Raw genomic sequence first — 24,440 nt, forward strand, 5'->3', positions numbered from 1 at the left:
CCGCAAGATCCACCGCCATACCCCACCCGTTGCTAGAAAGCCAAGCACACCGCTCGCCCCAGCTGAGGCCGAATTGCAGTTGAACGAGCCCGTCGCATCGGCGGCCCGCCATGCGCGGGGCGTCGATAAGCCCGACGGAATCCGAAGGAACCGCCGCAGGCGGTGACGAGGATGAGGATGGGGCAGTCCGGAGCGAAGGCTCCGGACCGCAATCGTTGCCCCGCGCATGGCGGGCCGCCGATGCGACGGGCGTCTTAAGAACCTACAACGCCCGTCGGCAAACAGAACATCAAGCAGGCAACGCCTCAGGCACCCCAAGGTCGACGGCCAGTTTGGTAAGCCCATCCCAGATCCGGCTATCAAACGTCAGCGTATCCTCGTTAAGCGCCCGGTTGCGAGCTTCGTACTCGCCCGGATACTGCACGCCTTCGACGCCCGGTTGCGGCTTGCAGGCGTGCAGGTAGTCGATGAACGCACCCACCTCCATCGACCGCCAATCCGTATTGAAGTCCACCTGCGGATCCAGCAGTAGCGCGAACATGTTGTTCGTGGCCACGCCGGTGCGTGGATGCTGCGGCTGGATCGTGCCGCCGCCAGACAGCACGCCGGCCAACAGTTCGGCCACCAGACCCAGGGCATAGCCCTTGTGGCCGCCGAACGGCAGCAGCGCGCCGGGCGGGTCGGTGAACAGCGCGTTGGGATCCGTGGTCGGATTGCCCTGGGCGTCGATCAGCGAGCCCGCGGGCGCTTCCTCGCCCTTGGCGGCCAGCACCCGCGCCTTGTTGACGGCGATCGAGCTGGTGGCCATGTCCACCAGGAACGGCGGACGGCCGCCCGGCAGCGGGCCGGCGAAGCACAGCGGGTTGGTGGTCAGGCAGGCCTGCGCGCCGCCGAAAGGCGCCACGGTCGGCGAGCGGTTGATCACGTTGGTGAAAGCCAGCAGGATCAGGCCCTTGGCCGCCACCATTTCCCCGTAGTGGCCCATGCGGCCCAGGTGATGGCTGTGACGCAGGGTCAGGATGCACTGGCCGTGCTCCTGCGTGCGCTCGATGGCCTTCTCGATGACGACCTTGCCGACATACTGGCCCAGCCCGTGGTGGCCGTCGTAGGCCAGCATTGCGCCGCGGTCGTTGACCAGTTCGGGCCGGCCGTCGGCCTGGGCCAGGCCCTCGGACAGCACGCGCCGGTAGTTCGTCAGGATGGACAGGCCGTGGCTGGTGTAGCCCACCCGGTCGGACTCGACCAGGTGCTCGGCCACGTCGCGGGCGATGTCCTCGGGCACGCCTTGGGCCATCAGCACACGGCGGCCGTATTCATTGGCTTGGGCGATCGAAATCTTCATGACGCGCCCTCCTTACAGCCAGCCCAGCCAGCGCCAGTAGGTCATGCCCATCAGCAGCATCAGCAGGTAGCCGACGATGGTGACGATGATGCCGACCTTGGCGAACTGCTTGGCGTTGAAGGTCTCCGTTCCCAGGCACACCATGTTCTGCGGCGCGTTGATGGGCAGGATGAAACCGTAGCTGACGACAAAGCCCAGCAGCATGGTCATGCCCAGGCGGCTGAATTCGCCCGGCAACGTGGCCAGCACCGAGATCAGGATCGGCAGCATGGCCGAGGTCAGCGCGGTGGCGCTGGCGAAACCCAGGTGGATGACAATGAGGAAGGCGGCCAGGATCGCGAAGATCGCCAGCGGTCCGAGGTGGTCCAGTCCGGTGTGCGCCACGACCTGGTTGCCCAGCCATTGGCCAGCCTGGGTCGTCAGCAGGGCGGTGCCCAGGCTGATACCGACGCCGAACACGATCACGGTGCCCCATGGGATGCGCGATTGCACGTCTTTCCACGTCATCACGCCAAAGCGCGGCAGCAGCAGCAGGACCAGGCCGAAGTAGGTGGTGGAAGTGGTGTCGAACTTGTGCAGCTTGCCTTCGGTCGACCAGAACAGCAGCAGCATCAGCGACACGGCCATCAGGCGTTTTTGCGCGCCGGTCATGGGGCCCAGTTCAAGCAGCGACTTCTCGACGGCTTCCTTGCCTCCCGCGATGCTGTCGCTTTCCGGCGGCAGCAGCTTGAGCACGATGATGATCAGCACGGCCGACATGATCAGCGACCAGGGGGCGCCAGCGATCAGCCAGTCCGACCATGCCACGCGTTCGCCCAGCATCTTTTCCATGAAGCCGACGGTCAGCAGGTTCTGCGCGGCGGCGGTCTGGATGCCGACGTTCCAGATGCTGGTGGCCTGCGCCACGATGATCATGATGCCGGCGGCGATGTTGGAACGCTTGTCCACGCCGAAGGCTGCGATGACGCCCATCATGATGGGCACCACGGCCGCGCTGCGCGCGGTGGCGCTGGGCACCACGAGGCTCAGCACGATGGTCACGGCGATACATCCGATCAGGATGCGGCGCGTGCTGGTGCCCACCTTGGCCAGCGTCACCAGGGCGATGCGCCGGTCCAGCCCGGTGAAGGTCATGGCGGCCGCAATGAACAAGGCGCCGGTGACCAGCGCCAGCGCCGAGTTCGCGAAGCCGGTCAGCGCCATGCTGATCGCGGCCGAGGTGCCATAAACCACTTGCGGGTCTTTGATTGTCGGAGCCGTGCCCAGCAGGAAGGCCATCAGCGTCGTGATCATGATCGCGCTGGCTTCGTAGGACACGGCTTCGGTAATCCAGACCACCACTGCGAATGCCAGGATGGCGAGCATCCGGTGACCCGCGACGGGCAGGTCGGCGGGCAAAGGCATCATCAGCACGCCGATCATCACTAGGACGCCGGCGATGAGTCCGATTGGAATTTTGGTTTTCTTTGGGGCTTGCGAGGCAGGGACGGCGGCTTGCGCGGTCATATCCATCTCCGGTTGAGGTCAAACTGCCGACACACCGCCCCGCGAGCAACGGGATAGGTCAAATCGGTGTGTCGACGCTACAGCATGATCGTGACGGCATTGCGGAAAACCCGTATTGATACTGATCAAGCCTGTGGAGATTTGGGCTTGTGGAAAACCTCTGACGGGCATTATGCTCGTCGCCCCGCGCCGCCGGCAAGCGGAGATTGTTGCATGGAACAATGCAAATGGGCAGAAATAGAGACGGATGGAAAATTAATTAGATCGTTTCACGATACTAATTCGCGCCAGGGCCGGCAGGCAGTCCCGGCCGCTCAGCCCAGCGCCAGGCGCAGCTGCTCGTCCAGATGCAGCGTGGGCGCGATACGCCAGCCGCTTTGCGCGTAACGTAGCCAGCGGCCCAGCACCAGATGCGTCAGCAGGCTGGCATGCGCCGCGACATTGGCCTGCGGCGGCAGGCCGCCATCGGTGACCGCGATGCGCAGCGATTGCTTCAACGACGCCTCGATGCGGTCGTTGATGTGGTTGATGCGTTCCTGCAGGCGGTTGTCTTCCGTGACCAGCGCATCGCCGGTCAGCACGCGCGTCATGCCCTTGTTGCGTTCCGAGAAGGTCAGCAGCATGGAGACGGTCTGGTGGGCCTGGGTCAGGCCTTGGGGCTCGGCGATGGCGATCTGGTTCACCAGCGTGAAGATGCTGGTTTCGATGAATTCGATCAGCCCTTCGAACATCTGCGCCTTGCTGGCGAAGTGCCGGTACAACGCGGCTTCAGAGACTTCCAGGCGCGCGGCGAGGGCCGCCGTGGTGATGCGGGAGGCGTGCGGCTGCTCCAGCATCTCGGCCAGGGTTTGCAGAATCTGGGTCTTGCGCTCGCCGGGTTTGCTCGCCATGGAAGGGTCTGCTCTCGCGCAGGCTTGACGGTGAAGGGGAGGGGAGGAGCGCGCCGCTATCCCCGCAAGGGGCGTCGGCGTAACAGCAAATCACTGACGGAGTTTACCCGCAAGTCGACATAGGCCGGCCGCTGCGAACGGCCGCGGGCGAACGGCGTGCCGGGGTGATACACGTGCACCGTGCGCAGCCCTGCCTGGCGCGCGCCGCGCAGATTGGCCAAGGTGTCTTCCACCAGCACCGCGTTGCGCGCCTGCACGCCTTCGCGGGCCAGCACGTGGCGCAGCAGAGTGGGCGAAGGCTTGGGCCGGAACTCGCCGTGCAGCCGCATGTGCTCGATGGCCCAGAGGCTGTCGAACTGGCGCAGGATGCCCAGGCGCGCGAGCACCGCACGCGCATAGTGCAGCGGCGCGTTGGTCAGCAGCACCTTGCGGCCCGGCAGTCGGCTCAGCTTGTAGGCCAGCGCCTTTTCCGCGCGCACCAGGGGGCCGACGTCGAAGTCATGGCTGCGGTGCAGGAAATCATGGGGGTCCACGCCGTGATGGCGCACCATGCCTATCATGGTGGCGCCGTAGCGTTTCCAGTACTGCGAGCGCAGGTGGTTGGCAGTGTCGATGTCGACGTTCAGCGCCTCGACCACGGCCATGGTCATGCCGTGGTCGATCTTCGGGAAGATGGCGTGCGAGGTGTCGTGGAGCGTGTTGTCCAGGTCGAACAGCCACAGGCGTTCGGAATCGCCCGTGGCCGCGCGGCGCGAGCGGCGCACGCGCACCGCCGGCCGCAACAGGTAACGCTGTGCCCGCATCAGTGCGAGCTGATCATCGTGCCCACGCCCTGGTCGGTCAGGATTTCCAGCAGCAGGCAGTGCGGCACGCGGCCGTCGACGATGTGCACGGAGTTCACGCCGTTCTTGGCGGCGTCCAGCGCGGACGAGATCTTGGGCAGCATGCCGCCGGAGATCGTGCCGTCGGCGAAAAGTTCGTCGATGGTCTGGGCCGACAGGCTGCGCAAGAGCTTGCCGCCCTTGTCCAGCACCCCCGGGGTGTTGGTCAGCATCAGCAGCTTTTCAGCGCCCAGCACTTCCGCCATCTTGCCGGCGACGACGTCGGCGTTGATGTTGTAGGCCGTGCCGTCCTCGCCATAGCCGATGGGCGAGATGACGGGGATGAACTGGTCGTCCTGCAGCGCCTTGACCACGGCCGGCTCGACCATGGTGATGTCGCCGACGAAACCGATGTCGATGGGTTCGGACGGATTGTCCTTGTTGGCCATCAGCTTCTTCTGGGCCTGGATCAGTCCGCCGTCCTTGCCGGTCAGGCCCACGGCCTTGCCGCCGACCTCGTTGATCATCATGACGATGTCCTGCTGGACCTGGCCGCCCAGCACCCATTCGACCACTTCCATGGTTTCGGCGTCGGTGACGCGCATGCCCTGGATGAAGGTGCCTTGCTTGCCGATGCGGCGCAGCGCGTCGTCGATCTGCGGACCGCCGCCGTGCACCACCACCGGATTCAGACCCACCAGCTTCAGCAGCACGACATCATGCGCGAAGCTGCGCTGCAGACGCTCTTCCGTCATGGCGTTGCCGCCGTACTTGACCACGATGGTCTTGCCGTGAAATCGTCGGATATACGGCAGTGCTTCAGACAGCACAGCGGCTTTGACAGCAGGAGACGAAACGGCAGCAGGGTCGGGGGTGTCGGTCATGGCAGCTAAGTCGGCAAATATACGTATGAGTGGTTAGAAAAAATGCCTGCACAAAAACGCGTTCGGGACGCGGTAGCGCAAGCATACGACGGATTGTAGTACCCACAGGTTTCTTATGCTTTAAACCCATGTTCATATGCCCGACAAATAACCGGCATTCAGGTAAATTGGGGGCGATTTCGCAACGGCCGGCCCCGCAAAAGGGGGCCGGGCCACACCGGCAGGGGCATCGGCCCCGATTTTTTACCCATAAAAGAGGCAACACATGCGTTTGAACTTTGTCCGGTCCGCTCTGGCGGCGTCGGTGTTCCTGGTGGCGGCGAACGCCGCCCATGCCGAAAAAGTGGTGGTGGGCGCGACCCAGGTCCCCCATGCCGAGATCCTGGAAGTGGTGAAGCCGCAACTGGCCAAGGAAGGCGTGGAGCTCGACATCAAGGTGTTCAGCGACTACGTGCAGCCCAACCTGCAACTGGCGGATAAGCAGCTGGATGCCAACTTCTTCCAGCACAAGCCCTATCTGGATTCCTTCAACAAGGACCGCAAGGCCACGCTGGTGCCGGTGGCGCTGGTGCACGTCGAGCCCTTCGGCGGCTATTCCAAGAAGATCAAGAGCCTGTCCGAGCTCAAGGACGGCGCGACCGTCGCGATCCCGAACGATCCCTCCAACGGCGGCCGCGCGCTGGTGCTGCTGCAGAAGCAGGGCGTGATCAAGCTGAAGGATCCGTCCAACATCCTGGCGACGGCCGCGGACGTGGTCGAGAACCCCAAGAAGCTGAAGTTCCGCGAACTGGAAGCCGCCATGCTGCCGCGCTCGCTGGACGACGTGGACCTGGCGCTGATCAACACCAACTACGCGCTGGAGGCCGGCCTGGTCCCGACCAAGGACGCCCTCTTCATCGAAGGCTCGGATTCGCCCTACGCCAACATCCTGGTGACCCGCGCGGACAACAAGGACGCGCCCGGCATCAAGAAGCTGGTGCAGGCCCTGCACACGCCCGAGGTGAAGAAGTTCATCCAGGACAAGTACAAGGGCGCCGTGGTTCCGGCGTTCTGATTCCGGCCCGCCGTGGCCTGATCTGGAAACCGCCCATCGGGCGGTTTTTCTTTTGGGCGCCGTCGCGAAGGGGCCGGTTGCCGGGCGAAAAAAAAACCGCCCTGTCGGGGCGGTCCTTTGTGGGGCTGCGGCGCTCAGCCCGCCGCAAGGGCCTTTTCCACGGTGGCATGGAATTCCGCCACGTCGTATTCGCCCAGGTAGCGCTTGATGATGCGGCCTTGCTTGTCGATCAGGAAGGCCGTGGGCGTGAGGCGAATGTCGCCGAAGGCCCGGGCAATGTCGCCCTTGGTGTCCAGGGCCACCGGGAAGGGCAGCTTGCGCGTTTCGGCGAAGTTCAGCACGAAGTTGGGCGGGTCGTAGTTCATGGCGACCGCGACCGCCTGGTAGCCCTTGGCGGCGTACTCGTTGTAGGCCGAGATGGTTTCCGGCATCTGCTTCACACAGGTCACGCAGCTGGTGGCCCAGAACTTGACCAGCACGACCTTGCCGCGCAGATCCTGCATCGAGAAGGTCTTGCCTTCCAGCGTGGTGAAGGTGACGTCGGGCGCGGTCTGGGCGGGGCGCATGACGAACCAGGCGCCGATGCCGACCGCCACCAGGACGGCCAACGCGATGATGGCTTTCTTCATTTGATGGGCATGGCCTCTACGCCGCTGCTGGTGCCGGCCGCGTTATCGCTGCTTGCGCCGGCGCCGCTTTCGATGGGCGCTTTGGTTTCCGTGGAAGTGTTGGACTTGGAACCGGTATTCGACAGCCGGATGGCTTCCTCGCGGCTGATCGTCTCGAACAGTTTAACCACCTTGGCCACGCCGCCGACGTCGGCGGTGGCGTTGGCGGCATATTCGCCTTCGGCCTGCGTCACCTTGCCCATCAGGTAGACCACGCTGTGGTCGGTGGTGACCGCGATGGTGCCGGACGGCACGTACTTGGTGTTGAGCAGGGCGGTCTTGACCTTGGAGGTCAGCCAGGTGTCGTTGGAGCGCGTGCCGAACGAGGCGATGGGGCCGACGTTCAACTGGTTGATGACCTGTTTGACGTTTTCCACGCCCTGGGCGATGGTGGTGGCCTGGTTCTTGGCTTCTTCGGTGGGCACGTCACCGGTCAGCAGCAGGTGGCCGCCGTAGGCCATGGCATTGACGCGGGCGGTGTCGCCCAGCTTCTGCGAGATCTGGCTCTGCGCCTTGAACGCCATGTTCTGGTCTTCGAGCTGGATGCCGGAGGTGCGGCGGTCCGTCACGACGACCGCGGTGGTGGCGGCCGCGCCGCCCACGATCAGGGGCGCGCAGGCCGACAGCGAGAGCGCGGCGGTGGAGAGCGCCGCGGCGAGCATCAACGGGCGGACTGCGGTACGGACGTCAGAAATCATTCGGTGTCTCCAAGCAGAAGAGCGTCAATGCCGTCGCACAGCGCGTGCAGCAGCAGAATATGGACTTCCTGGATGCGCATCGTGCGATCGCTGGGAACACATAGATGGACGTCCATCGGCGTAATGAGTTCCCCCATCACGCCACCGCCCTTGCCGGTCAGGGCAAGCACGTGCATTTCGCGGGCGCTGGCGGCTTCCATGGCGCGCACCACGTTGGGGGAATTGCCGCTGGTGGATATGGCTACCAGCACGTCGCCGGCCTGGCCGAAGGCGTTGACCTGGCGTTCGAAGATCTCGTCGAAGCCGTAATCGTTGCCCACCGCGGTGAGGATCGAGGTGTCGGTGTTGAGGGCGATGCCGGCCAGGGGCAGGCGTTCGCGTTCAAAGCGGCCCACCAGTTCGGCGATGAAATGTTGCGCATCGGCGGCCGAGCCGCCATTGCCGCAAGCCAGAATCTTGCCGTTGTTTGCCAGGGCGCCGAACAGCACGTCCACCGCCACTGCCAGCGGCTCGGCCAGGACGTTCATGCTTTGTTCGCACGCAGCCATGGCGTCGCGAAAGTGCGACGTCATACGAGAGGTCATATCCATGGGCGCGATTATCTCACGGGGCCGAGGCGTGGTTCTGTCCAGGCGTAACGACTGTTAGGCAGGTCGTTACCGGGGGAGGGGCGGACTTCAGGCCTGCCAGAATGCGCCGCGCAGCCACTGGGGATCGCCGGCGTCGAAGACGACCGCGTCAAAGCGCGCCGCCGGCAGTCTGCCGCGCCAGTGGCGCCGGGCCAGCTCCGGCAGCCAGTGGGCCGCGGCGCGGGCCAGCCGGGCCTGCTTGTCCGGCCCGATGCTGGCCGCGGCGCCACCGTAGCGGCTGGGCCCACGCGATCGGACCTCGACGAACACCAGCGTGTCGCCGTCGCGCATGGCCAGGTCGATCTCGCCGGCGCGGGTCTGCAGATTGCGCGCCAGCAGGACCAGGCCGCGCGACTGCAGCAGGCGCAAGGCGGCGTCCTCGTGGTGGTCGCCCTTGCGTTGGGCGGGCGAGCGCCGCGGCGGCGGACGATCCGGGGGCGCTGCGCGGGTGGAACGGCGCCGGCGCCTGGCGGCGCGGCGGCGGGCCGCCAGGGCCAGTTCGCAGGCCAGTCGCAAGGTGTCGTCCGTCATGGGCGCTCCGGAAGTGGCGGGCATAGGCGGCTACACTGACATGGTTTCCCGTGTCTGTAGGCTGCAATGAATCAAAATGTCTCACCTCCCCCTGCCGGAGATGCCTGGTCCCGCGTTTCTGAACGCGTGGCGGGGCAGCATTGGCCTGCCTCGACGCTGTATGTCGTGGCCACGCCGATCGGCAACCTGGGCGACCTGGGGCTGCGCGCCTGGCACGCTTTGCAGCGGGCCGACGTGATCGCCGCCGAAGACACGCGCGCCAGCCGCGCCCTGCTGGACGCCTGGGGCGTGGGCACGCCGCTCATGGCCGCCCACCGCCACAATGAAGCCGCCGCGGCCCAGGCCATCTGCGAACGGTTGGCCCAGGGCCAGCGCGTGGCGCTGGTATCGGACGCCGGCGCACCCGCCGTCAGCGATCCGGGCGCACGCATCGTGCGTGCCGTGCGTGAAGCCGGCTTCGGCGTGGTGCCGGTACCCGGTCCCAGCGCGGTCATCGCCGCGCTGATGGGTAGCGGCGTCACCACCGACGAAAACCCGGGCTATGCCTTTGCCGGATTTCCGCCGCCCAAGGCGGCAGCGCGCCAGCGCTGGCTGCGCACCTGGTGCGCCTTGCCCGCGCCGATCGTCATGTTCGAATCGCCGCATCGGCTCGCGGCTACGCTGGCCGACCTGCTGGAAGTGTGCGGTCCGGACCGGCTCCTGACCGTGGCGCGCGAACTGACCAAGCGCTTCGAAGAGATCGCGACCTTCCCGATGGGCGAGGGCGCAGCCTGGCTGGCCGCGGATACGCACCGCGAGCAGGGTGAATTCGTGCTGATCGCGCACGCGCCCGCTGAACAGGAAGCGGATGAAGAAGCCGATCCGCGCACCGATGCGCTGCTGGACGCCTTGCTGGAGTCGCTGTCGCTGCGCGACGCCGCGCGCGTGGCCGCCAAGGTTTCCGGCCTGCCGCGGGACGTGCTGTACAACCGGGCGCTGGCCCGCAAGAAATCGGCGGAGTAAGACATGGTGTATTCGACTATCGTGTCCAACAAGCCCGCGGATCCCGACGAACGCCTGGTCTATCGCGACATTCCTACGCCGCTGGGCGACATGCGCCTGGTCGCCAGTCCCAAGGGCCTGCGCGGCGCCTGGTTCACCGACCAGGAACTGCTGCCCGCGGCGGATGGCTGGATTCTCACGGACTCGGATCCCATCCTGGAGCAGGCGCGCCGCGAACTGGAAGAATGGTTCGCGGGCCAGCGCCGCGTCTTCGACGTGGCGCTGGACCCCGTCGGCACCACTTTCCAGCACCAGGTCTGGCATGCCCTGTGCGATCTGGAGTTCGGGGTGCTGGCCAGCTACGGCGATCTGGCGCGCACCGTGGGGCGGCCCAAGGGCGCGCAGGCGGTCGGCGGCGCCGTCGGGCGCAATCCGATCAGCATCATCATTCCCTGCCATCGTGTGATCGGGGCCGACACCTCGCTGACCGGCTTCGGCGGCGGCCTGCCGCGCAAGCAGGCCTTGCTGGCGCATGAAGGCAATCGCTACCGCAGCCGCAGCGCTAGCGCGCGCCGCGTGTGCGACGGGCAGGCCGAACTGCCTTGGTAGGCGGGCAGCCTCGATAGGTCTTGAGGCTTGCTACTGCGAGGCGATGCTGGGCAGGATGCCGATGCGGTCCGACACGATCTGCACGGCGTCCAAGGCGCTCTGCCGGTCGGGGTAGGGGCCGATCTTGACCCGATAGAGGTTATTTGACTGCTCGACCGACGCGGGCGGCGCGCCTGCGGCGCCCAGCTGCGTGTTGATGCGGGTGACCAGCGATTGCGCGTTGGCCGGCTGGCTGAACGCGCCCACTTGCAGGTAGACGCTGCCGATGCCGCCTGCGGCCGGCTGGCGCACCGGCGCTGAACCGGGTGCGGGCCCGGGCAGGGGTTCAGCCGCCAGCGCCACCGGCACGGCGGCGATGGGCGCGGCCACGGGCGAGGAGCCCGTCGCCGATGCGGGTTCGGGTGCGGCCGTGGCGGGCGCGCCTTGCGAGGCCAGCCGCCGGATCTCGTCCTGGGGGATGGCTTCCACGATCACCTGGCCGCTGCCGGGGCCGATGATGCCCAGCTTGTACGCCGCGACATAGGACAGGTCCATGATGCGGTCGCTGTGGAACGGGCCGCGGTCGTTCACCCGCACGATGATGGTCTTGCCGTTGACCATGCTGGTGACGCGGGCGTAGCTGGGCAGCGGCAGCGTGGTGTGGGCGGCCGTCATGGCGTACATGTCGTAGGACTCGCCGATGGACGTGGAATTGCCGTGGAACTTCTTGCCATACCACGAGGCGGTGCCGCGCTTTTTGTAGGGCTGGCCGCTGGTGTCCGGCACGTAGCGCTGGCCGAACACCACATACGGCCGGTTCGCGCCGCTGGCGTAGGGTTCGATCCTGGGCACCGCGTCGGGCACCTGGTCCAGGTTCGAGGGCGGATTCGCGTCCGGCCCGTCGTCCTTGTAATACCCGCCGCCCTTCTTGCGTCCGCCGGTGGAAGAACAGCCAGCCACGGCAATGGCCAGCAGCAGCATCACGAACAGGCGGGTCGGGCGGGACAGGGTCATGCGGATTCGTCAGGCAGTTGGGTGCGATGGCGCACCAGCAGCGGGTCGTGGTCGGCAAAGCGCAGCGCCAGCTGTTCGACCACATAGACCGAACGGTGCTGGCCGCCGGTGCAGCCGATGGCGACCGTGAGGTAATTGCGGGTGTCTTGCGTGTATTGCGGCAGCCAGCGGTTCAGGAAACCGGCGATGTCGTCGATCATCTGCCCCACCAGGTCAAAGCCCGCCAGCCAGGCGGCCACGGGCTCGTCGCGGCCGGTCAGCGGCCGCAGGTCGCGGTCGTAGTAGGGATTGGGCAGGCAGCGCACGTCGAACACCAGGTCCGCGTCGCGCGGCACGCCGCGCTTGTAGGCAAAGGATTCGAAGGTCAGCACCAGCGGCGCGCGGTCGGCCTTGATCAGGTCGCGGATCCAGACTCGCAACTGGCCCGGCGTCAGGTCCGAGGTGTCGATGACGTGTTCCTGCTCGCGCAGCGGCGCGAGCAGTTCGCGTTCCAGGGCGATGCACTCGGACAGCGTCGGGGTCTTGCCGCCATGCTGCAGACGGTCGGTCAGCGGGTGGCGGCGGCGCGATTCGGAATAGCGCTGCACCAGCGTTTCCGTGCTGGCGTCCAGGAAGACCACGCGCAGGCTGGTGCCCATGGCGCGCAGCGCGGTGACTACGTCGGGCAATTCGGCCAGTTCGCCGGGGGAGCGGACGTCGATGGCGACGGCTACGCGCTCCATGCCGTCATCCCGGGCGTTGGCGATGAACTCGGTCAGGAACCGCACCGGCAGGTTGTCGACGCAGGTATAGCTTGCGTCCTCAAGCATGCGCAGGGCGACGGACTTGCCTGAGCCTGAGATGCCGGTGACGAGGACGACTTTCAACATGGACATGATTGTGGCACGCTTTTCGAGGACGATGCCGGCGGGATGACATCTGATATGGCCGTAAACTGCCAATCTGCGCCTGTACCGCTTTGGTCCCCCTGGCGTAAGCTGGGGGCCGGATACTCGACAGATTCACATACGCGCCCCGCCGTCATGCGTTTCGGGGGAATGGAATTCGACCTAGATGTTAGCCTTCATTTCCTTTCGTAGTGTTTCACTGCCGCGTTTTTGGGCAATTTCCCTATTTGGGGTGGCTGCCGCCTTCCTCGCAGCGCCCGCGCCGGCCCAGCCCGCGCCCCAGGAAATCCTGCGTCCGGACACCATGGACGCCCGGGTTGCCGCCTGTACGGCCTGTCATGGCGCGCAGGGCAAGGCCGGCGCCGACGGCTACTATCCGCGCCTGGCCGGCAAGCCGCAGGAGTACCTGTACCACCAGTTGCTCAATTTCCGCGACGACCGGCGTCAGTACCGGCCCATGACGCACCTGCTGACCGGGCTGCCCGACGACTACCTGCGCGAGATCGCCGCGTATTTCTCTTCGCAGCATGTGCCGTATCCGGCGCCGACCCGCGCCGATGTCTCCGCCGCCACGCTGGAAGCCGGGCGCAAGCTGGCCCTGGATGGCGACGCGGCGCGCGGCCTGCCCGCCTGTGCCGCCTGTCACGGCGCCGCCCTGGGCGGCGTGCTGCCCGCCATTCCCGGCTTGCTTGGCTTGCCGCGCGACTACATCGGTTCGCAGATCGGCAGCTGGAAGAACGGCCTGCGCCGCGCGGCCGAGCCGGACTGCATGGCCGACATCTCCAACAAACTCACTCCCCAGGACATCGGCGCGCTGGCCGCGTGGCTGTCCTCGCAACCCGTCGTGGAACCCTACGCGCCAGAGGCCGCGGGTTCGATACGCCTGCCCGCGGAATGCGGCAGCCAGGCGCAACGGTAAGGGAGAGGCCGGATGTCGATCATGAAGAAAGTCCTGTCCCTCCTGTTGCTGCTCGCGGTCGTCGCCCTCGGCGGCCTCTACTGGTTCGGTACGCGCGACGACGCCAGCACCGGCCCCACCGCGGCCGCGGCCGATACCGCGACGCTGGTGGAGCGCGGCCGCTACCTTGCGCTTGCCGGCAATTGCATGGCCTGCCACACCAGCCGCGGCGGCAAGGCGCTGGCGGGCGGCACGCCCATCCCCACGCCGTTCGGCACGGTCTACGGCCCGAACCTCACGCCCGACGAAAAAACCGGCATAGGCGCGTGGACCGCGGATGATTTCTGGCAGGCGCTGCACAACGGCAAATCGCGCGACGGCACGCTGCTGTATCCCGCTTTCCCCTACACCGAATACACGCGCGTGACGCGCGCCGATTCCGACGCGTTGTACGCCTATCTGCGTACCGTGGCGCCCGTGGACCAGCCCAACCGGCCGCCCGAGATGGAATTCCCCTATGACCAGCGGGCGCTGCTGGCCGCCTGGCGCGCGCTGTACTTCAAGCCGGGCGTGCAGGAGGCCGACGCGGGGCAATCGGTGCAGTGGAACCGCGGCCGCTATCTGGTCGAAGGGCTGGGGCATTGCGCCGCCTGCCATACGCCGCGCAACAGCCTGGGGGCGCTGCGTTCGGCCGACCCATTGGCCGGCGGCGTGATTCCGGTGCTGGATTGGTACGCTCCGCCGCTCACCAACGACATGGAAACCGGCATGGGCAGGTGGTCCGCCGAAGACATCGCGGCCTTGCTCAAGACTGGCATTTCCAAGCATTCCAGCGCCAGCGGGCCCATGGCCGAAGTGGTGCTGGGCAGCACACAGCACCTGACCGACGCTGACGCGCTGGCCATCGGCGTCTACATCAAATCCCTGCCCGCCACGGCGGCTTCAACGGAACGCACGCGGACGGCTGTCGCGCCGGCGGCCATGGAGCTGGGCGGCAAGATCTACCGCCAGCAATGTGTCCAATGCCATCAATCCGCGGGCGAAGGCAGCGGCACGGCGTGGCCCGCGCTGGCCGGCAATCCGACCGTGACGGCGCCGTCGCCCGTCAACGCGATCCGCATGGTGCTGGATGGCGGCTACGCGCCGGCCACGGCGGCGAATCCGCGGCCGCACGGCATGCCGCCCTTCGGACAACTGCTCAACGACGGCGACATCGCGATGCTGGTGACGTACATCCGCAATAGCTGGGGCAATGAGGCGGGCGGCGTGACACCGCTGGAAGTCAAGCGGGCGCGCGCCGCATCGACGCTGAACTGACGCGGAATCAGCGCGCTTTGACGGCCTGCGCGCAGGCCTCGCGCGCCAACTCCCCCAGCACGCGGATGGCGGCCTGCGCAGCGGCGTCCCAAGGATGCCCGTAGTTCAGGCGCAGCGCGCTGCCGAACTGGCCGCTGGCCGAAAAGATCGGTCCCGGCGCCACGCTGATGCCGCGCGCCAGCGCCTGGCGATGCAGCGTCAGCGCATCCACCGCGGCCGGCAGTTCCAGCCACAGGAAGAACCCGCCTTGCGGACGCGTCACGCGCGTACCGGCCGGGAATTCCTGGGCGATCGCCTCGGCCATGCGCTGCTGCTGTGTCTGCAGCGTTTCGCGCAGGCGGCGCAGGTGGCGGTCATAGCCGCCCTGCTCCAGGTATTCGGCGATGGCGCCCTGGGCGGGGCCGGACGCCGATAGCGTCGACGACAGTTTCAGGCGCTGCACGCGTTGCGTGTAGCGGCCGGCCGAGGTCCAGCCGATGCGGTAGCCCGGCGCCAGGCACTTCGAAAACGACGAGCAATGCAGCACCAGCCCCTGGGTGTCATAGGCCTTGGCGGGTACCGGGCGCACCGATCCGAAATACAGCTCGCCGTATACATCGTCTTCGATCAACGGAATGTCGTGGCGTGCAAGCAGCTGGACCAGTTGCCGCTTTTTCTCATCGGGCATCAGGCTGCCCAGCGGGTTCTGGAATTGCGTCATCAGCCAGCAGGCGCGCGGCGCATGACGCTCGATGGCGGCCTGCATCGCGTCCAGGTCGATGCCGGTGCGCGGATGCGTCGGTATTTCCAGCGCCTTCAGTCCATGGCGCTCAAGCGCCTGCAAGGCGCCATAGAACGTGGGGGCCTCGACCATGACCGTGTCGCCGGGCTGCGTGACCGCCTGCAGGCAGAGATTCAGCGCTTCCAGCGCGCCGTTGGTGACGACGATGTCGCTGGCCGGCACGTTGATGCCGCCGATCAGGTAGCGCAGCGCGATCTGGCGGCGCAGGCCGGGATTGCCCGGCGCCAGGTCTTCCACCGTGTCCAGCGGATCCTGGCGCTTGAGGTGCACGGCCATGGCCTGGGCCAGCCGCGGCAGCGGAAACAGCAGCGGGGAAGGGAAGGCGGAGCCCAGCGGCGTCACGTCGCGGTTGCGCACCGAGCCGAGGATGTCGAAGATGCGTTCGCTGATCGCGAGCTCTGTCGATTCTCCGTCCGGACTGGAGGCGCCGGGTTCGGGCGGCAGGGATGCGGCAGGGGCGTTGACGTAATAGCCGGAGCGCGGCTGCGCCCGGATCAGGCCGCGCGCTTCCAGCAGATAGTAGGCCTGGAACACCGTCGACGGACTGAGGCCGCGCGCCGCGCACGCGTCCCGCACGGAGGGCAGCTTGTCGCCCGCGCGCAATACGCCGTCGCGGATCGACTTGGCGATCTCGGCGGCCAGAGTTTCATACAGGCTCAAGGTGCCGCCGGCCGATGTGCGCCTACTTGCTGCTTTGCAGGATCGCCATGGCCTGGCGTTCCATGAATTCGCCCAGCGTGTCGATGCCGCGCAGCTTCAGGATGGTGTTGCGCACGGCGGCCTCGACCAGCACCGCCAGGTTGCGGCCCGCGGCCACTTGCAGCATGACCTTGCGCACCGGCAGGCCCAGCATGTCCTGCGTGATGTCCTGCAGCGGCAGGCGCTCGAACTTGTCCTGTGCGGTGGCGCGCACCAGGTGCACGATGAGCTTGAGGCGCATCTTGCGGCGCACGGAGGTCTCGCCAAAGATGGTGCGGATATCGAGCAGGCCCAGGCCGCGCACTTCCAGCAGGTTCTGCAGCAGCTGCGGACAGTGGCCTTCGATCATGTTGGGGGCCGTGCGCGAGAACTCCACGGCATCGTCGGCCACCAGGCCGTGTCCGCGCGAGATCAGTTCCAGCGCCAGTTCGCTCTTGCCCAGGCCGGATTCGCCGGTGATCAGCACGCCCAGTCCCAGCACGTCCAGGAACACGCCGTGCACGGTGGTGGTGGGTGCCAGCTTCTTGCCCAGGTAGATGCGCAGCAGGTCGATCAACTGCGCGGCCGCCACCGGCGTGGAGAGCAGCGGCACCTGATGCTGGTCGCACTGGTCGATGAGGTCTTGCGGCGGGGTCAGGCCGTCGGCCAGCAGGATCGCGGGCACGCCGCCGATCAGCAGCTCGTCCATGTGATGCATGCGGCGGCGCAGGTCGAAGCGGGTGTAGTACGCCAGCTCTTCCTGTCCGAACACCTGGATGCGGGACGGATGGATCAGGTTCAAGTGGCCGACGAGGTCCGCGGCCGACATGCCGTCGTCGGGAATTGCGCGGTCCGCGGCGCCTTGGCCGGAAATCCAGTTAAAGGGGATTTTGTCGGCGTTGTCGTCGACGAGTTCCTGCACCGTGAGCATGGCTGCGCTTCCGCGTGGAGTTCAGAGTTGGCCGGTCGTGAGCATCTTGTGGACGACAGCGGGATCGGGCTCTGTGGCCAGGGCCTCGCGCAAGGCCTTGTTCGACATGAGCTGCGCCAGTTCGGCCAGGATGTCCAGGTGCTGCTGCGTGGCCGTTTCCGGCACCAGCAGGCAAAGCAGCATCGACACGGGCTGCCCGTCAGGCGCATCGAAAGTGATGGGCTGGGCCAGGCGGATGAAGGCCGCCAGGGCCTGTTCCAGGCCCTTCACCCGGCCATGCGGCACCGCCACGCCCTGCCCGAGCGCGGTGGAGCCCAGGCGTTCCCGGGCGAACAGGCTGTCGAAGACGAGCGCGCGCGCCAGGCCATGGTTGTTTTCAAAGAGAAGGCCGGCCTGTTCGAACGCACGTTTCTTGCTCGTTGCGAGCATATCGAGCACGACGTTGCCGGCGGGTAGGATGCGCGACAAATGATTCATCGGGTCATTATATGGTTATATGACGCACTGCAATAATCGGCCTCTGAGATGCGTCCTCGGCTCGGTCGCATCATGGGGCGGCAAGAGCGACAGCATAGACCGATAGCGGCGGATTGTGGGCATTCTTGCTCCCGGCGGCGGGGTTGGCCCTGGGGAAAGCGTCGGAAACCTGGAAAAACGGAATCGCCGGCGGAACCGGGAATAGGGGACAAATAAGGGGGGGTACTGCGGGAGGTACTACAAGGAGGGGAAGTTTGCCGATGCCCCAGCTGGACGTTGCGTCTAGCGGGACACCGGGACTCAGGCAGGATTTCTAGAATCGCTGTTTAGCTAGTCTCGCAGTGCGAGTGCTCATGAAGCGCGTTACTGCTGGGGTGGCGTTAGATTTGCCGCTTGCCGCTTCACGGACTCCGCCGTGTGACTTCGTACCTTGTCCTTGTGCTTGATGACCTGACGGTCGACTTTGTCAGCAAGAAGGTCTATGGCTGCATAGAGGTTTTCATCGGTTGCTTCACAATGAATGTCCTTACCGCTTAGACGCATGGTGATTTCGGCTCTATGCCGCAGGGGCTCTACCGAGAGCATGACCTGGGTATCGATGACGTGATCGAAATGCCGCAGCACTCGCGCCAGTTTGTTCATGACATATTCCCGGATGGCCGGGGTGACGTCGAGGTGACGACCGCAGATGCTCAGGTTCATAGTGTGCTCTCCTTCTAAAAGAGGAAAAAAGGGTGCGCAAAAAGCGCGGCTGATTCGTTAGGCGTTCTCCTTGATTGAGCGGGTTCGTTTAGTACTAGTGTATAGACTCGGGCCGATAAAACAAGCTGACCTAGCGCAAGTTCATGGCATTTTTATGGCTGAGGCCCCAGGGTGCATGCGGCTTTGCGCAGGCGGCGCCTAGGGGTCTTCCCCAGGGCCGCATTACATGCGGAAATGCTCTCCCAGATAGACTCGGCGCACGGCGGGATCGCCCACGATTTCATCGGGATGGCCGTCGGTCAGAACCTTGCCTTCGCTGATGATGTAGGCGCGGTCGCAGATGCCCAGGGTTTCGCGCACGTTGTGGTCGGTGATCAGCACGCCGATGCCGCGGCCCTTCAGGAAGCGCACGATACGCTGAATCTCGATCACGGCGATGGGGTCCACGCCGGCGAAGGGCTCGTCCAGCAGGATGAAGCGCGGGCTGGTGGCCAGCGCGCGCGCGATTTCCACGCGGCGGCGTTCGCCGCCCGACAGGGAGATCGCGGCGTTGCTGCGGATGTGGCCGATCTGCAGTTCTTCCAGCAGCGATTCCATCTGCTCGTTGATCTTGGGCGTGGACAGCGGACGTCCATCCGGCCCCAATTGCAGTTCCAGCACGGCGCGGATGTTCTGTTCCACCGTCAGGCGGCGGAACACGGAAGCATCCTGGGGCAGGTACGACAGGCCCATGTGCGCGCGCTTGTGGATCGGCATCGAAGTGATGACGGAGCCGTCGATCTCGATGCGGCCCGCATCCGCGGGCACCAGGCCCACGATCATGTAGAAGCTGGTGGTTTTGCCAGCCCCGTTGGGGCCGAGCAGGCCCACCACTTCGCCGCTGACCACGGACAGGGATACGTCCTGCACCACGGTCCGGCCGTTATAGGTCTTGCGCAATCCAGTTGCGCGCAGGCTGCCCTGCTTGACGCCCGAGGGCGCGGAGGTTACCGGAGTCGGCACTGAAGGTTGGTTCATCGTGGCTGCGAGTGGTGTTGCATGGGAGGCGTTCAACGCCCCTTCTTGGCTGCCTGCTGCTTGCGGCATTCGGCGATGGCTGCGTCCGACTTGGCGCGCGGTTCAGCCACCGAACGGACCCGGCCGCCAGCCGCGGCGGAGTTGGGGCCGCCATGGGCTTCGTAGGTGCCGGTCTTCTCGTTGTAGCGTACCCGCTCGCCGCGAATGGTATCGAACGGTTTCCCACAGACGTAGCGGATCACGACCGCCTGGCCGATCAGGTCGAAGGTGCTCTTGGTGCCGTCGTATTCGGCGCGCAGGCCGGTGCCTTCGATGAGCTCGAAGGTTTCCGGGCGTTCCTGGCGGATGGTCACGATCTTGCCCTTGTTGGCGGTGGCCGTGCCGTATTGGTTGCCTTGCGCGTCTTCGTTCATTTCCAGCACGTCGGACGTCAGGGTCATGAGGCCGCGCGTCATGTTGACGTTGCCGGTGAAGACGCTCTTCTTCTTCACGTCGTCGTAGTGCAGGGTGTCCGACAGGATCAGCGTGCTGGGCTCTTCCGCCGGCGTCGCTGCCTTGGGCGCCGGATCCGCGGCATGGGCCGGGGCCAGTGCCGAGGCCGTCAGCAGGATGGCGCCGAGCAAGCGGGTCGTCGGGGCAAGGAGAATCCGGAGGTCGGTCATGGTTTTTTCTGGTCAGTGTTGTTGGCGGGAATTTCGGTCCGGCGTTGCTGCCTGCCTTCGGAACCGGCAATTTCCACATCGGTCGATGCCGAAACCTGCAGTTGGCGCGTTTTGTTGTTGTAGTGCATGCCCGTGCCGTTCATGCGCGAACGGCCTTTGATGACTTCCGCCGGCAGGTCGGTGTAGACCACGTCGTCGTCGGGCAGGATGATCAATTGCTGGCTGCGCACGTCCAGCAGGTCGTTATTGGCGTCCGGCTGGCGGCGCACGTGGGCGTCGCCGTTCATGACGATGCGCTTGCCGCCTTGCTCCATCACGGCGGTCTTGGAGACGGCCACGGTGATGGGGTTGTCCTCGCGCTGGCCCACGGCGCGCGGCGAGGTCACATGGTAGGAATCGTCATCCGGGAAATGTTCGGCGTAGTCGCCTTCCAGCCGGTTGATGGGCTTGCCGTTCGGGTCGGTGCGCAGCATGACGAAGTCGCGCGACCAGGCGTCCATTTCGTGGGTGACGCGGCGCGGCGGATCCGTCTGGATGGCCCGCTGCGCGTAATCCGCCGCCCACCAAGAGCTGGCGACCAGCACCAGCAGCAGGAACAGCGCGATCAGGGAGGGAAAACGTTCTTTCATCGGGTCTGCCGCAAGGGCGTATGGGTTGTCCTGGCGGTCATTGGATGGCGCCCGGGCCAAGCAGGCCAGGCGCCGCCAGGAAGGCGCCCAGGCGTCCCTGGGCCGCCAGCAGCAGGTCGCAGCATTCGCGCACGGCGCCGTTGCCGCCGGTGTGCGTGGAGACCCAGTGGGCGGCTTGGCTGACGTAGCCCGGCGCGTTCGGCACGCTGGCGGCGAAGCCGGCGCGCTGCAGGGCCGGCAGGTCGATGACGTCATCGCCCATGTAGCCGGTCTGGTTCAGTTGGACACCGCTGCGCTGCGCGAGTTCGGCCAGGGCGCCGCCTTTGTCCCGTACGCCCTGGATGACCTCGGCGATACCCAGCTCGGCGGCGCGGCGCGCCACGATGGGGCCGGAGCGCCCGGTCATCAGCGCAACCTTCAGGCCGCCTTCCATCAGCAGGCGCAGTCCGTGGCCGTCCAGCGCGTTGAAGCGCTTCTGGAGTTCGCCGTTGTCGCCGTAATAGAGGCTGCCGTCGGTCAGCACGCCGTCCACGTCGAACACCATCAGGCGCACTGCGGCGGCGCGTTCGCGCACGCCGGCGGGGATGCGGGCCAGGACCAGCGCTTCGGCCGGATGCGTCACGGGTACAGAAAGAGTCATAGTCATACCACTTTGGCGGCCATCAGATCATGCATGTGCAGGGCGCCGAGCAGAACGCCGTCGCTGTCCAGCACGAGCATGTGGTTGAGCCGTAGTTTGTCCATTTGCTGGGCCGCCTCGACGGCCAGCGCGTCGGGAGTGATGCTGCGGGGCGAGCGCGTCATGCCGGATTCGACGGTCAGGCTGCGGATGTCGCCCTGCCGGGCGATCAGGCGGCGCAGGTCGCCGTCGGTGAAGATGCCTAGGGGGCGACGCTGCGCGTCGGTTACGACGGTCATGCCCATGCCCTTGGCGGACATGACTTCCAGCGCCTGGGATACCGGGGTGCCGGCCATGACGATGGGCAGGGCGTCGCCCTGGCGCATGACGTCGCGCACATGGGTCAGCAGGCGGCGGCCGAGCGCGCCGCCCGGGTGCGAACGGGCGAAATCCTGCGGGCCGAAGCCGCGGGCCTCCAGGCAGGCGACGGCCAGGGCATCGCCCAGGGCCAGCGCAGCGGTGGTGCTGGCCGTGGGCGCCAGATTCAGCGGGCAGGCTTCCTGCGCCACGCTGGCGTCCAGGTGGATGTCGGCCAGCCGGGCCAGTTCGGACTGCGGATTGCCGGTGATGGCGACCAGCTTGGCGCCCATGCGGCGGGCGACAGGCAGGATCGTCAGCAGTTCCTGACCGGAGCCGGAATAGGAAATCGCGATGAGGACGTCATCCTGGGTGATCATGCCCAGATCGCCGTGGACGGCCTCGGCGGCGTGCACGAAAAAGGCCGGCGTGCCGGTCGAGGCGAGGGTCGCCGCGATCTTGCGGGCCACGTGGCCGGTCTTGCCGATGCCGCTGACGACCACCCGGCCGCGGCAGGCCAGCAGCATCGCGACGGTCTGCGTGAAGCTGTCGTCCAGCCGGGCGGACAGGTCCATCAGGCCCTGGCATTCGATCTGCAGCGTTCTGCGCGCAGATGCCAGCGCGGTCTCGGACGATGTTGTGGGATGGTCAGTCATACGTGGATTTTAATATCAGTATGCGGGTTTGCCCCCGGAAAGGGCGTATGGCATGCTGGCGGGTCATTTCAACGGCTTTCCAACTTTTTTCCAGGCCCGCTCCATGTCCAGCATTTCCAGCCCCGTCCTTGGCACGCCCTTGTCCCCCTTGGCCACCCGCGTCATGCTGCTCGGGTCCGGCGAATTGGGCAAAGAGGTCATCATTGCCCTGCAGCGGCTGGGCGTGGAAGTCATTGCCGTGGATCGGTATGCCGACGCCCCGGGCCACCAGGTGGCGCACCGGGCGCATGTGGTCTCGATGACGGACCCGCAGGCCCTGCGCAAGGTCATCGAACAGGAACGGCCCCACGTTATTGTCCCCGAAATCGAAGCCATTGCCACCAATTTGCTGGTGGAGCTGGAAGAGGCGGGCGTGGCCCGGGTGACGCCGACCGCGCGCGCGGCCCAGTTGACCATGAACCGCGAGGGCATCCGCCGGCTGGCGGCTGAAACCCTGGGGCTGCCGACCTCGCCGTACCGATTTGTCGACACCGAAGAAGAACTGCGCGCGGCCATCGACGGCGGCATCGGCTATCCCTGCGTCATCAAGCCGGTCATGTCCTCCTCGGGCAAGGGCCAATCCGTCATCAAGAGCGCTGACGACGTCGAATCCGCCTGGCGCTACGCCCAGGAGGGCGGCCGGGTGGGCGGCGGGCGCGCCATTGTCGAGGGCTTCATCCGCTTCGACTACGAAATCACCCTGCTGACCGTGCGCGCCCGCGGCGCCGACGGCCAGGTCGAGACCCGCTACTGCGAACCCATCGGCCACAAGCAGGTCGACGGCGATTACGTGGAAAGCTGGCAGCCGCACCCGATGTCTCCCGCCGCGCTGCAACGTTCGCGGGACATCGCACTGGCGGTCACCTCCAACCTGGGAGGCCTGGGCATCTTCGGCGTGGAGCTGTTCGTGGCCGGCGACCAGGTCTGGTTCTCGGAAGTCAGCCCGCGTCCCCACGACACCGGCATGGTCACCATGATCACCCAGGTCCAGAACGAATTCGAACTCCACGCCCGGGCGTTCCTGGGACTGCCGGTGGATACCAGCCTGCGCCAGCCCGGCGCCAGCAGCGTCATCTACGGCGGGGTCGAGGCCGCGGCGGTCTCGTTCCACAACGTGGCCGAAGCGCTGGCCGAACCCGGCACCGACCTCCGTCTCTTCGGCAAGCCCGAATCCTTCGTCAAGCGCCGCATGGGCGTGGGCCTGGCCGTGGCCGAGGACGTGGCGGCGGCTCGCGCCAAGGCCAAGCGGGTGTCGGCGGCGGTGTCCGTCAAGGCCGGCTAACGCTTCTTTTTCCCCTTTTCCAGCGGCCACCAGCTCACCGGCTGGTGGCCGCTTGCGCTTGTCCGCGGCTTTTGCCAAGCCCGCGGAAGCCGTCTGTCACTGCCGCGACATCATGTCTTGCGATCATCCCCCTGCCGCCGGTGTGGTTTGCGCTTTCGCATGGATTGTTTGATAATTTCGGAAATTCCAGAATTTTCTGAAATCGGTGTAACTGTTTTTATCGGCCAGGGCGACGCGTCCTGGCCTTGCCGGCGTAGCGCAACCCATGGCCCTGTCTCCCCAAAACGAACGATTCGTCCTGCATTTCGGCGAAATGGGCAGCCGGTGGGGCGTGAACCGCACGGTCGGCCAGATCTACGCCCTCCTGTTCCTGTCGCCCAAGCCGCTGAACGCCGACGACATTGCCGAAACCCTCGGCTTCTCGCGCTCCAACGTCAGCCTTGGGCTGAAGGAGCTGCAGTCCTGGCGGCTGGTCAAGCTCATGCATCAGGTCGGCGACCGCCGCGACTACTTCGAAACTCCCAAGGACGTCTGGGAGATCTTCCGCATCCTGATGGAAGAAAAGCGCAAGCGCGAAATCGATCCCACGCTGACCCTGCTGCGGGACACCTTGCTGGAACCCCCGTCGGGTCCGGATGAGGCATACGCGCAACAACGCATGAACGACATGCTGGAGCTCATCGAACTGTCCACCGGATGGTTCGATGAGGTTCAACGACTGCCGCCAGAAACCCTGCAGAACCTGATGAAGCTCGGTTCGAAAGTGCAGAAGGTGCTGGGTTTCGCCGGCAAATTGCGGGGCAAGGGCTAAGCCTGATCCGCCCCGATTTTTCAGGAAACCTCTATGAAGTTGTATGCAACGCCCGTAACATGGCGCGAGAGACGGCCTGGGAACCATGCCG

The 24,440-nt window shown here is 66.0% G+C and carries 27 protein-coding genes; 7 read left to right on the top strand and 20 right to left on the bottom strand.

The window, feature by feature from the left end; genetic code table 11:
* Positions 1 to 289 precede the first annotated feature (289 nt).
* The 5 genes from AC1RHV_RS25230 to argB form a co-directional block, all read right to left on the bottom strand.
* Positions 290 to 1,342 (bottom strand): Ldh family oxidoreductase, encoded by a 1,053-nt coding sequence (locus tag AC1RHV_RS25230; protein ID WP_119450185.1) that lies wholly within the window; start codon positions 1,340 to 1,342, stop codon positions 290 to 292.
* A 12-nt stretch (positions 1,343 to 1,354) separates the two neighbouring features.
* Positions 1,355 to 2,848, bottom strand: coding sequence for a DASS family sodium-coupled anion symporter (locus AC1RHV_RS25235; RefSeq protein ID WP_054457779.1), 1,494 nt, complete (start codon positions 2,846 to 2,848; stop codon positions 1,355 to 1,357).
* Positions 2,849 to 3,162: 314 nt separating this feature from the next.
* The gene (slmA, locus tag AC1RHV_RS25240; RefSeq protein ID WP_054457778.1) at positions 3,163 to 3,738 is read right to left on the bottom strand and encodes a nucleoid occlusion factor SlmA; all 576 of its coding nucleotides are present in this window, start codon (positions 3,736 to 3,738) and stop codon (positions 3,163 to 3,165) included.
* Positions 3,739 to 3,794: 56 nt separating this feature from the next.
* Complete coding sequence (locus AC1RHV_RS25245; RefSeq protein WP_054457777.1) at positions 3,795 to 4,541, bottom strand: pyrimidine 5'-nucleotidase; 747 nt, start codon at positions 4,539 to 4,541, stop codon at positions 3,795 to 3,797.
* Complete coding sequence (argB, locus tag AC1RHV_RS25250; protein WP_013396740.1) at positions 4,541 to 5,443, bottom strand: acetylglutamate kinase; 903 nt, start codon at positions 5,441 to 5,443, stop codon at positions 4,541 to 4,543. The genes AC1RHV_RS25245 and argB overlap by 1 nt, the downstream gene beginning before the upstream one ends.
* A gap of 265 nt (positions 5,444 to 5,708) precedes the next feature.
* Here argB and AC1RHV_RS25255 point away from each other — a divergent pair, with 265 nt between their 5' ends.
* Positions 5,709 to 6,497, top strand: coding sequence for a MetQ/NlpA family ABC transporter substrate-binding protein (locus tag AC1RHV_RS25255; RefSeq protein ID WP_054457776.1), 789 nt, complete (start codon positions 5,709 to 5,711; stop codon positions 6,495 to 6,497).
* A 134-nt stretch (positions 6,498 to 6,631) separates the two neighbouring features.
* Here the strand turns inward: AC1RHV_RS25255 and AC1RHV_RS25260 are convergent, their stop codons facing one another.
* The 4 genes from AC1RHV_RS25260 to AC1RHV_RS25275 all read right to left on the bottom strand — a co-directional run bounded on the left by AC1RHV_RS25260 (position 6,632) and on the right by AC1RHV_RS25275 (position 9,023).
* On the bottom strand, positions 6,632 to 7,126 hold the full coding sequence (locus AC1RHV_RS25260; RefSeq protein ID WP_054457775.1) for a peroxiredoxin family protein: 495 nt from the start codon (positions 7,124 to 7,126) through the stop codon (positions 6,632 to 6,634).
* Positions 7,123 to 7,863: a BON domain-containing protein gene (locus AC1RHV_RS25265; protein ID WP_054457774.1), complete on the bottom strand. Its 741-nt coding sequence runs from the start codon at positions 7,861 to 7,863 to the stop codon at positions 7,123 to 7,125. The genes AC1RHV_RS25260 and AC1RHV_RS25265 overlap by 4 nt, the downstream gene beginning before the upstream one ends.
* A complete protein-coding gene (locus tag AC1RHV_RS25270; protein WP_054457773.1) occupies positions 7,860 to 8,453 on the bottom strand; it encodes a phosphoheptose isomerase in 594 nt (197 codons plus the stop codon). Before AC1RHV_RS25270 ends, AC1RHV_RS25265 begins: the two co-directional genes overlap by 4 nt.
* A gap of 87 nt (positions 8,454 to 8,540) precedes the next feature.
* Positions 8,541 to 9,023, bottom strand: a complete 483-nt coding sequence (locus AC1RHV_RS25275) for a YraN family protein (RefSeq protein WP_460360426.1) — start codon at positions 9,021 to 9,023, stop codon at positions 8,541 to 8,543.
* Positions 9,024 to 9,089: 66 nt separating this feature from the next.
* Between AC1RHV_RS25275 and rsmI the strand changes: the two genes are divergently transcribed.
* Together rsmI and AC1RHV_RS25285 are read left to right on the top strand one after the other, a co-directional pair.
* The gene (gene rsmI / locus AC1RHV_RS25280) at positions 9,090 to 10,025 is read left to right on the top strand and encodes a 16S rRNA (cytidine(1402)-2'-O)-methyltransferase (RefSeq protein WP_125471788.1); all 936 of its coding nucleotides are present in this window, start codon (positions 9,090 to 9,092) and stop codon (positions 10,023 to 10,025) included.
* A gap of 3 nt (positions 10,026 to 10,028) precedes the next feature.
* Positions 10,029 to 10,613, top strand: a complete 585-nt coding sequence (locus AC1RHV_RS25285; protein ID WP_175182291.1) for a methylated-DNA--[protein]-cysteine S-methyltransferase — start codon at positions 10,029 to 10,031, stop codon at positions 10,611 to 10,613.
* Positions 10,614 to 10,643: 30 nt separating this feature from the next.
* Here the strand turns inward: AC1RHV_RS25285 and AC1RHV_RS25290 are convergent, their stop codons facing one another.
* Together AC1RHV_RS25290 and rapZ are read right to left on the bottom strand one after the other, a co-directional pair.
* Entirely contained in the window at positions 10,644 to 11,606 is a 963-nt protein-coding gene (locus AC1RHV_RS25290) for a septal ring lytic transglycosylase RlpA family protein (RefSeq protein ID WP_175163485.1), read from the bottom strand.
* A complete protein-coding gene (gene rapZ / locus AC1RHV_RS25295) occupies positions 11,603 to 12,475 on the bottom strand; it encodes an RNase adapter RapZ (protein ID WP_054457793.1) in 873 nt (290 codons plus the stop codon). The genes AC1RHV_RS25290 and rapZ overlap by 4 nt, the downstream gene beginning before the upstream one ends.
* 184 nt (positions 12,476 to 12,659) lie before the next feature.
* Here rapZ and AC1RHV_RS25300 point away from each other — a divergent pair, with 184 nt between their 5' ends.
* Positions 12,660 to 13,412, top strand: coding sequence for a c-type cytochrome (locus AC1RHV_RS25300; RefSeq protein ID WP_175163483.1), 753 nt, complete (start codon positions 12,660 to 12,662; stop codon positions 13,410 to 13,412).
* Positions 13,413 to 13,424: 12 nt separating this feature from the next.
* On the top strand, positions 13,425 to 14,708 hold the full coding sequence (locus AC1RHV_RS25305; RefSeq protein ID WP_492302216.1) for a c-type cytochrome: 1,284 nt from the start codon (positions 13,425 to 13,427) through the stop codon (positions 14,706 to 14,708).
* A 7-nt stretch (positions 14,709 to 14,715) separates the two neighbouring features.
* Here the strand turns inward: AC1RHV_RS25305 and AC1RHV_RS25310 are convergent, their stop codons facing one another.
* The 9 genes from AC1RHV_RS25310 to AC1RHV_RS25350 all read right to left on the bottom strand — a co-directional run bounded on the left by AC1RHV_RS25310 (position 14,716) and on the right by AC1RHV_RS25350 (position 22,217).
* Complete coding sequence (locus AC1RHV_RS25310) at positions 14,716 to 16,149, bottom strand: aminotransferase-like domain-containing protein (protein ID WP_192330257.1); 1,434 nt, start codon at positions 16,147 to 16,149, stop codon at positions 14,716 to 14,718.
* A 22-nt stretch (positions 16,150 to 16,171) separates the two neighbouring features.
* Positions 16,172 to 17,098, bottom strand: a complete 927-nt coding sequence (gene hprK, locus AC1RHV_RS25315; RefSeq protein WP_013396727.1) for an HPr(Ser) kinase/phosphatase — start codon at positions 17,096 to 17,098, stop codon at positions 16,172 to 16,174.
* A gap of 21 nt (positions 17,099 to 17,119) precedes the next feature.
* Entirely contained in the window at positions 17,120 to 17,575 is a 456-nt protein-coding gene (locus AC1RHV_RS25320) for a PTS sugar transporter subunit IIA (protein WP_006389881.1), read from the bottom strand.
* A gap of 363 nt (positions 17,576 to 17,938) precedes the next feature.
* Complete coding sequence (hpf, locus tag AC1RHV_RS25325; RefSeq protein WP_013396726.1) at positions 17,939 to 18,277, bottom strand: ribosome hibernation-promoting factor, HPF/YfiA family; 339 nt, start codon at positions 18,275 to 18,277, stop codon at positions 17,939 to 17,941.
* 222 nt (positions 18,278 to 18,499) lie between these two features.
* Positions 18,500 to 19,294, bottom strand: a complete 795-nt coding sequence (gene lptB / locus AC1RHV_RS25330; RefSeq protein WP_054457765.1) for an LPS export ABC transporter ATP-binding protein — start codon at positions 19,292 to 19,294, stop codon at positions 18,500 to 18,502.
* Between the two features lie 32 nt (positions 19,295 to 19,326).
* Positions 19,327 to 19,956 carry a lipopolysaccharide transport periplasmic protein LptA gene (lptA, locus tag AC1RHV_RS25335; RefSeq protein ID WP_054457764.1) on the bottom strand — a complete coding sequence of 210 codons (630 nt, stop codon included), beginning with the start codon at positions 19,954 to 19,956 and terminating at the stop codon, positions 19,327 to 19,329.
* On the bottom strand, positions 19,953 to 20,585 hold the full coding sequence (gene lptC / locus AC1RHV_RS25340) for an LPS export ABC transporter periplasmic protein LptC (RefSeq protein ID WP_054457763.1): 633 nt from the start codon (positions 20,583 to 20,585) through the stop codon (positions 19,953 to 19,955). Before lptC ends, lptA begins: the two co-directional genes overlap by 4 nt.
* 37 nt (positions 20,586 to 20,622) lie before the next feature.
* The gene (locus AC1RHV_RS25345) at positions 20,623 to 21,231 is read right to left on the bottom strand and encodes a KdsC family phosphatase (RefSeq protein WP_175163476.1); all 609 of its coding nucleotides are present in this window, start codon (positions 21,229 to 21,231) and stop codon (positions 20,623 to 20,625) included.
* A complete protein-coding gene (locus AC1RHV_RS25350) occupies positions 21,228 to 22,217 on the bottom strand; it encodes a KpsF/GutQ family sugar-phosphate isomerase (protein ID WP_054457761.1) in 990 nt (329 codons plus the stop codon). Before AC1RHV_RS25350 ends, AC1RHV_RS25345 begins: the two co-directional genes overlap by 4 nt.
* Before the next feature lie 103 nt (positions 22,218 to 22,320).
* Between AC1RHV_RS25350 and purT the strand changes: the two genes are divergently transcribed.
* Both purT and AC1RHV_RS25360 read left to right on the top strand, forming a co-directional pair.
* Positions 22,321 to 23,538 (top strand): formate-dependent phosphoribosylglycinamide formyltransferase, encoded by a 1,218-nt coding sequence (gene purT / locus AC1RHV_RS25355; RefSeq protein WP_054457792.1) that lies wholly within the window; start codon positions 22,321 to 22,323, stop codon positions 23,536 to 23,538.
* Between the two features lie 265 nt (positions 23,539 to 23,803).
* Positions 23,804 to 24,349 carry a GbsR/MarR family transcriptional regulator gene (locus AC1RHV_RS25360; RefSeq protein WP_059378283.1) on the top strand — a complete coding sequence of 182 codons (546 nt, stop codon included), beginning with the start codon at positions 23,804 to 23,806 and terminating at the stop codon, positions 24,347 to 24,349.
* The last annotated feature ends 91 nt before the right edge of the window (positions 24,350 to 24,440 follow it).

Source organism: Achromobacter sp. GW823-FHT04E03, from assembly GCF_058796095.1.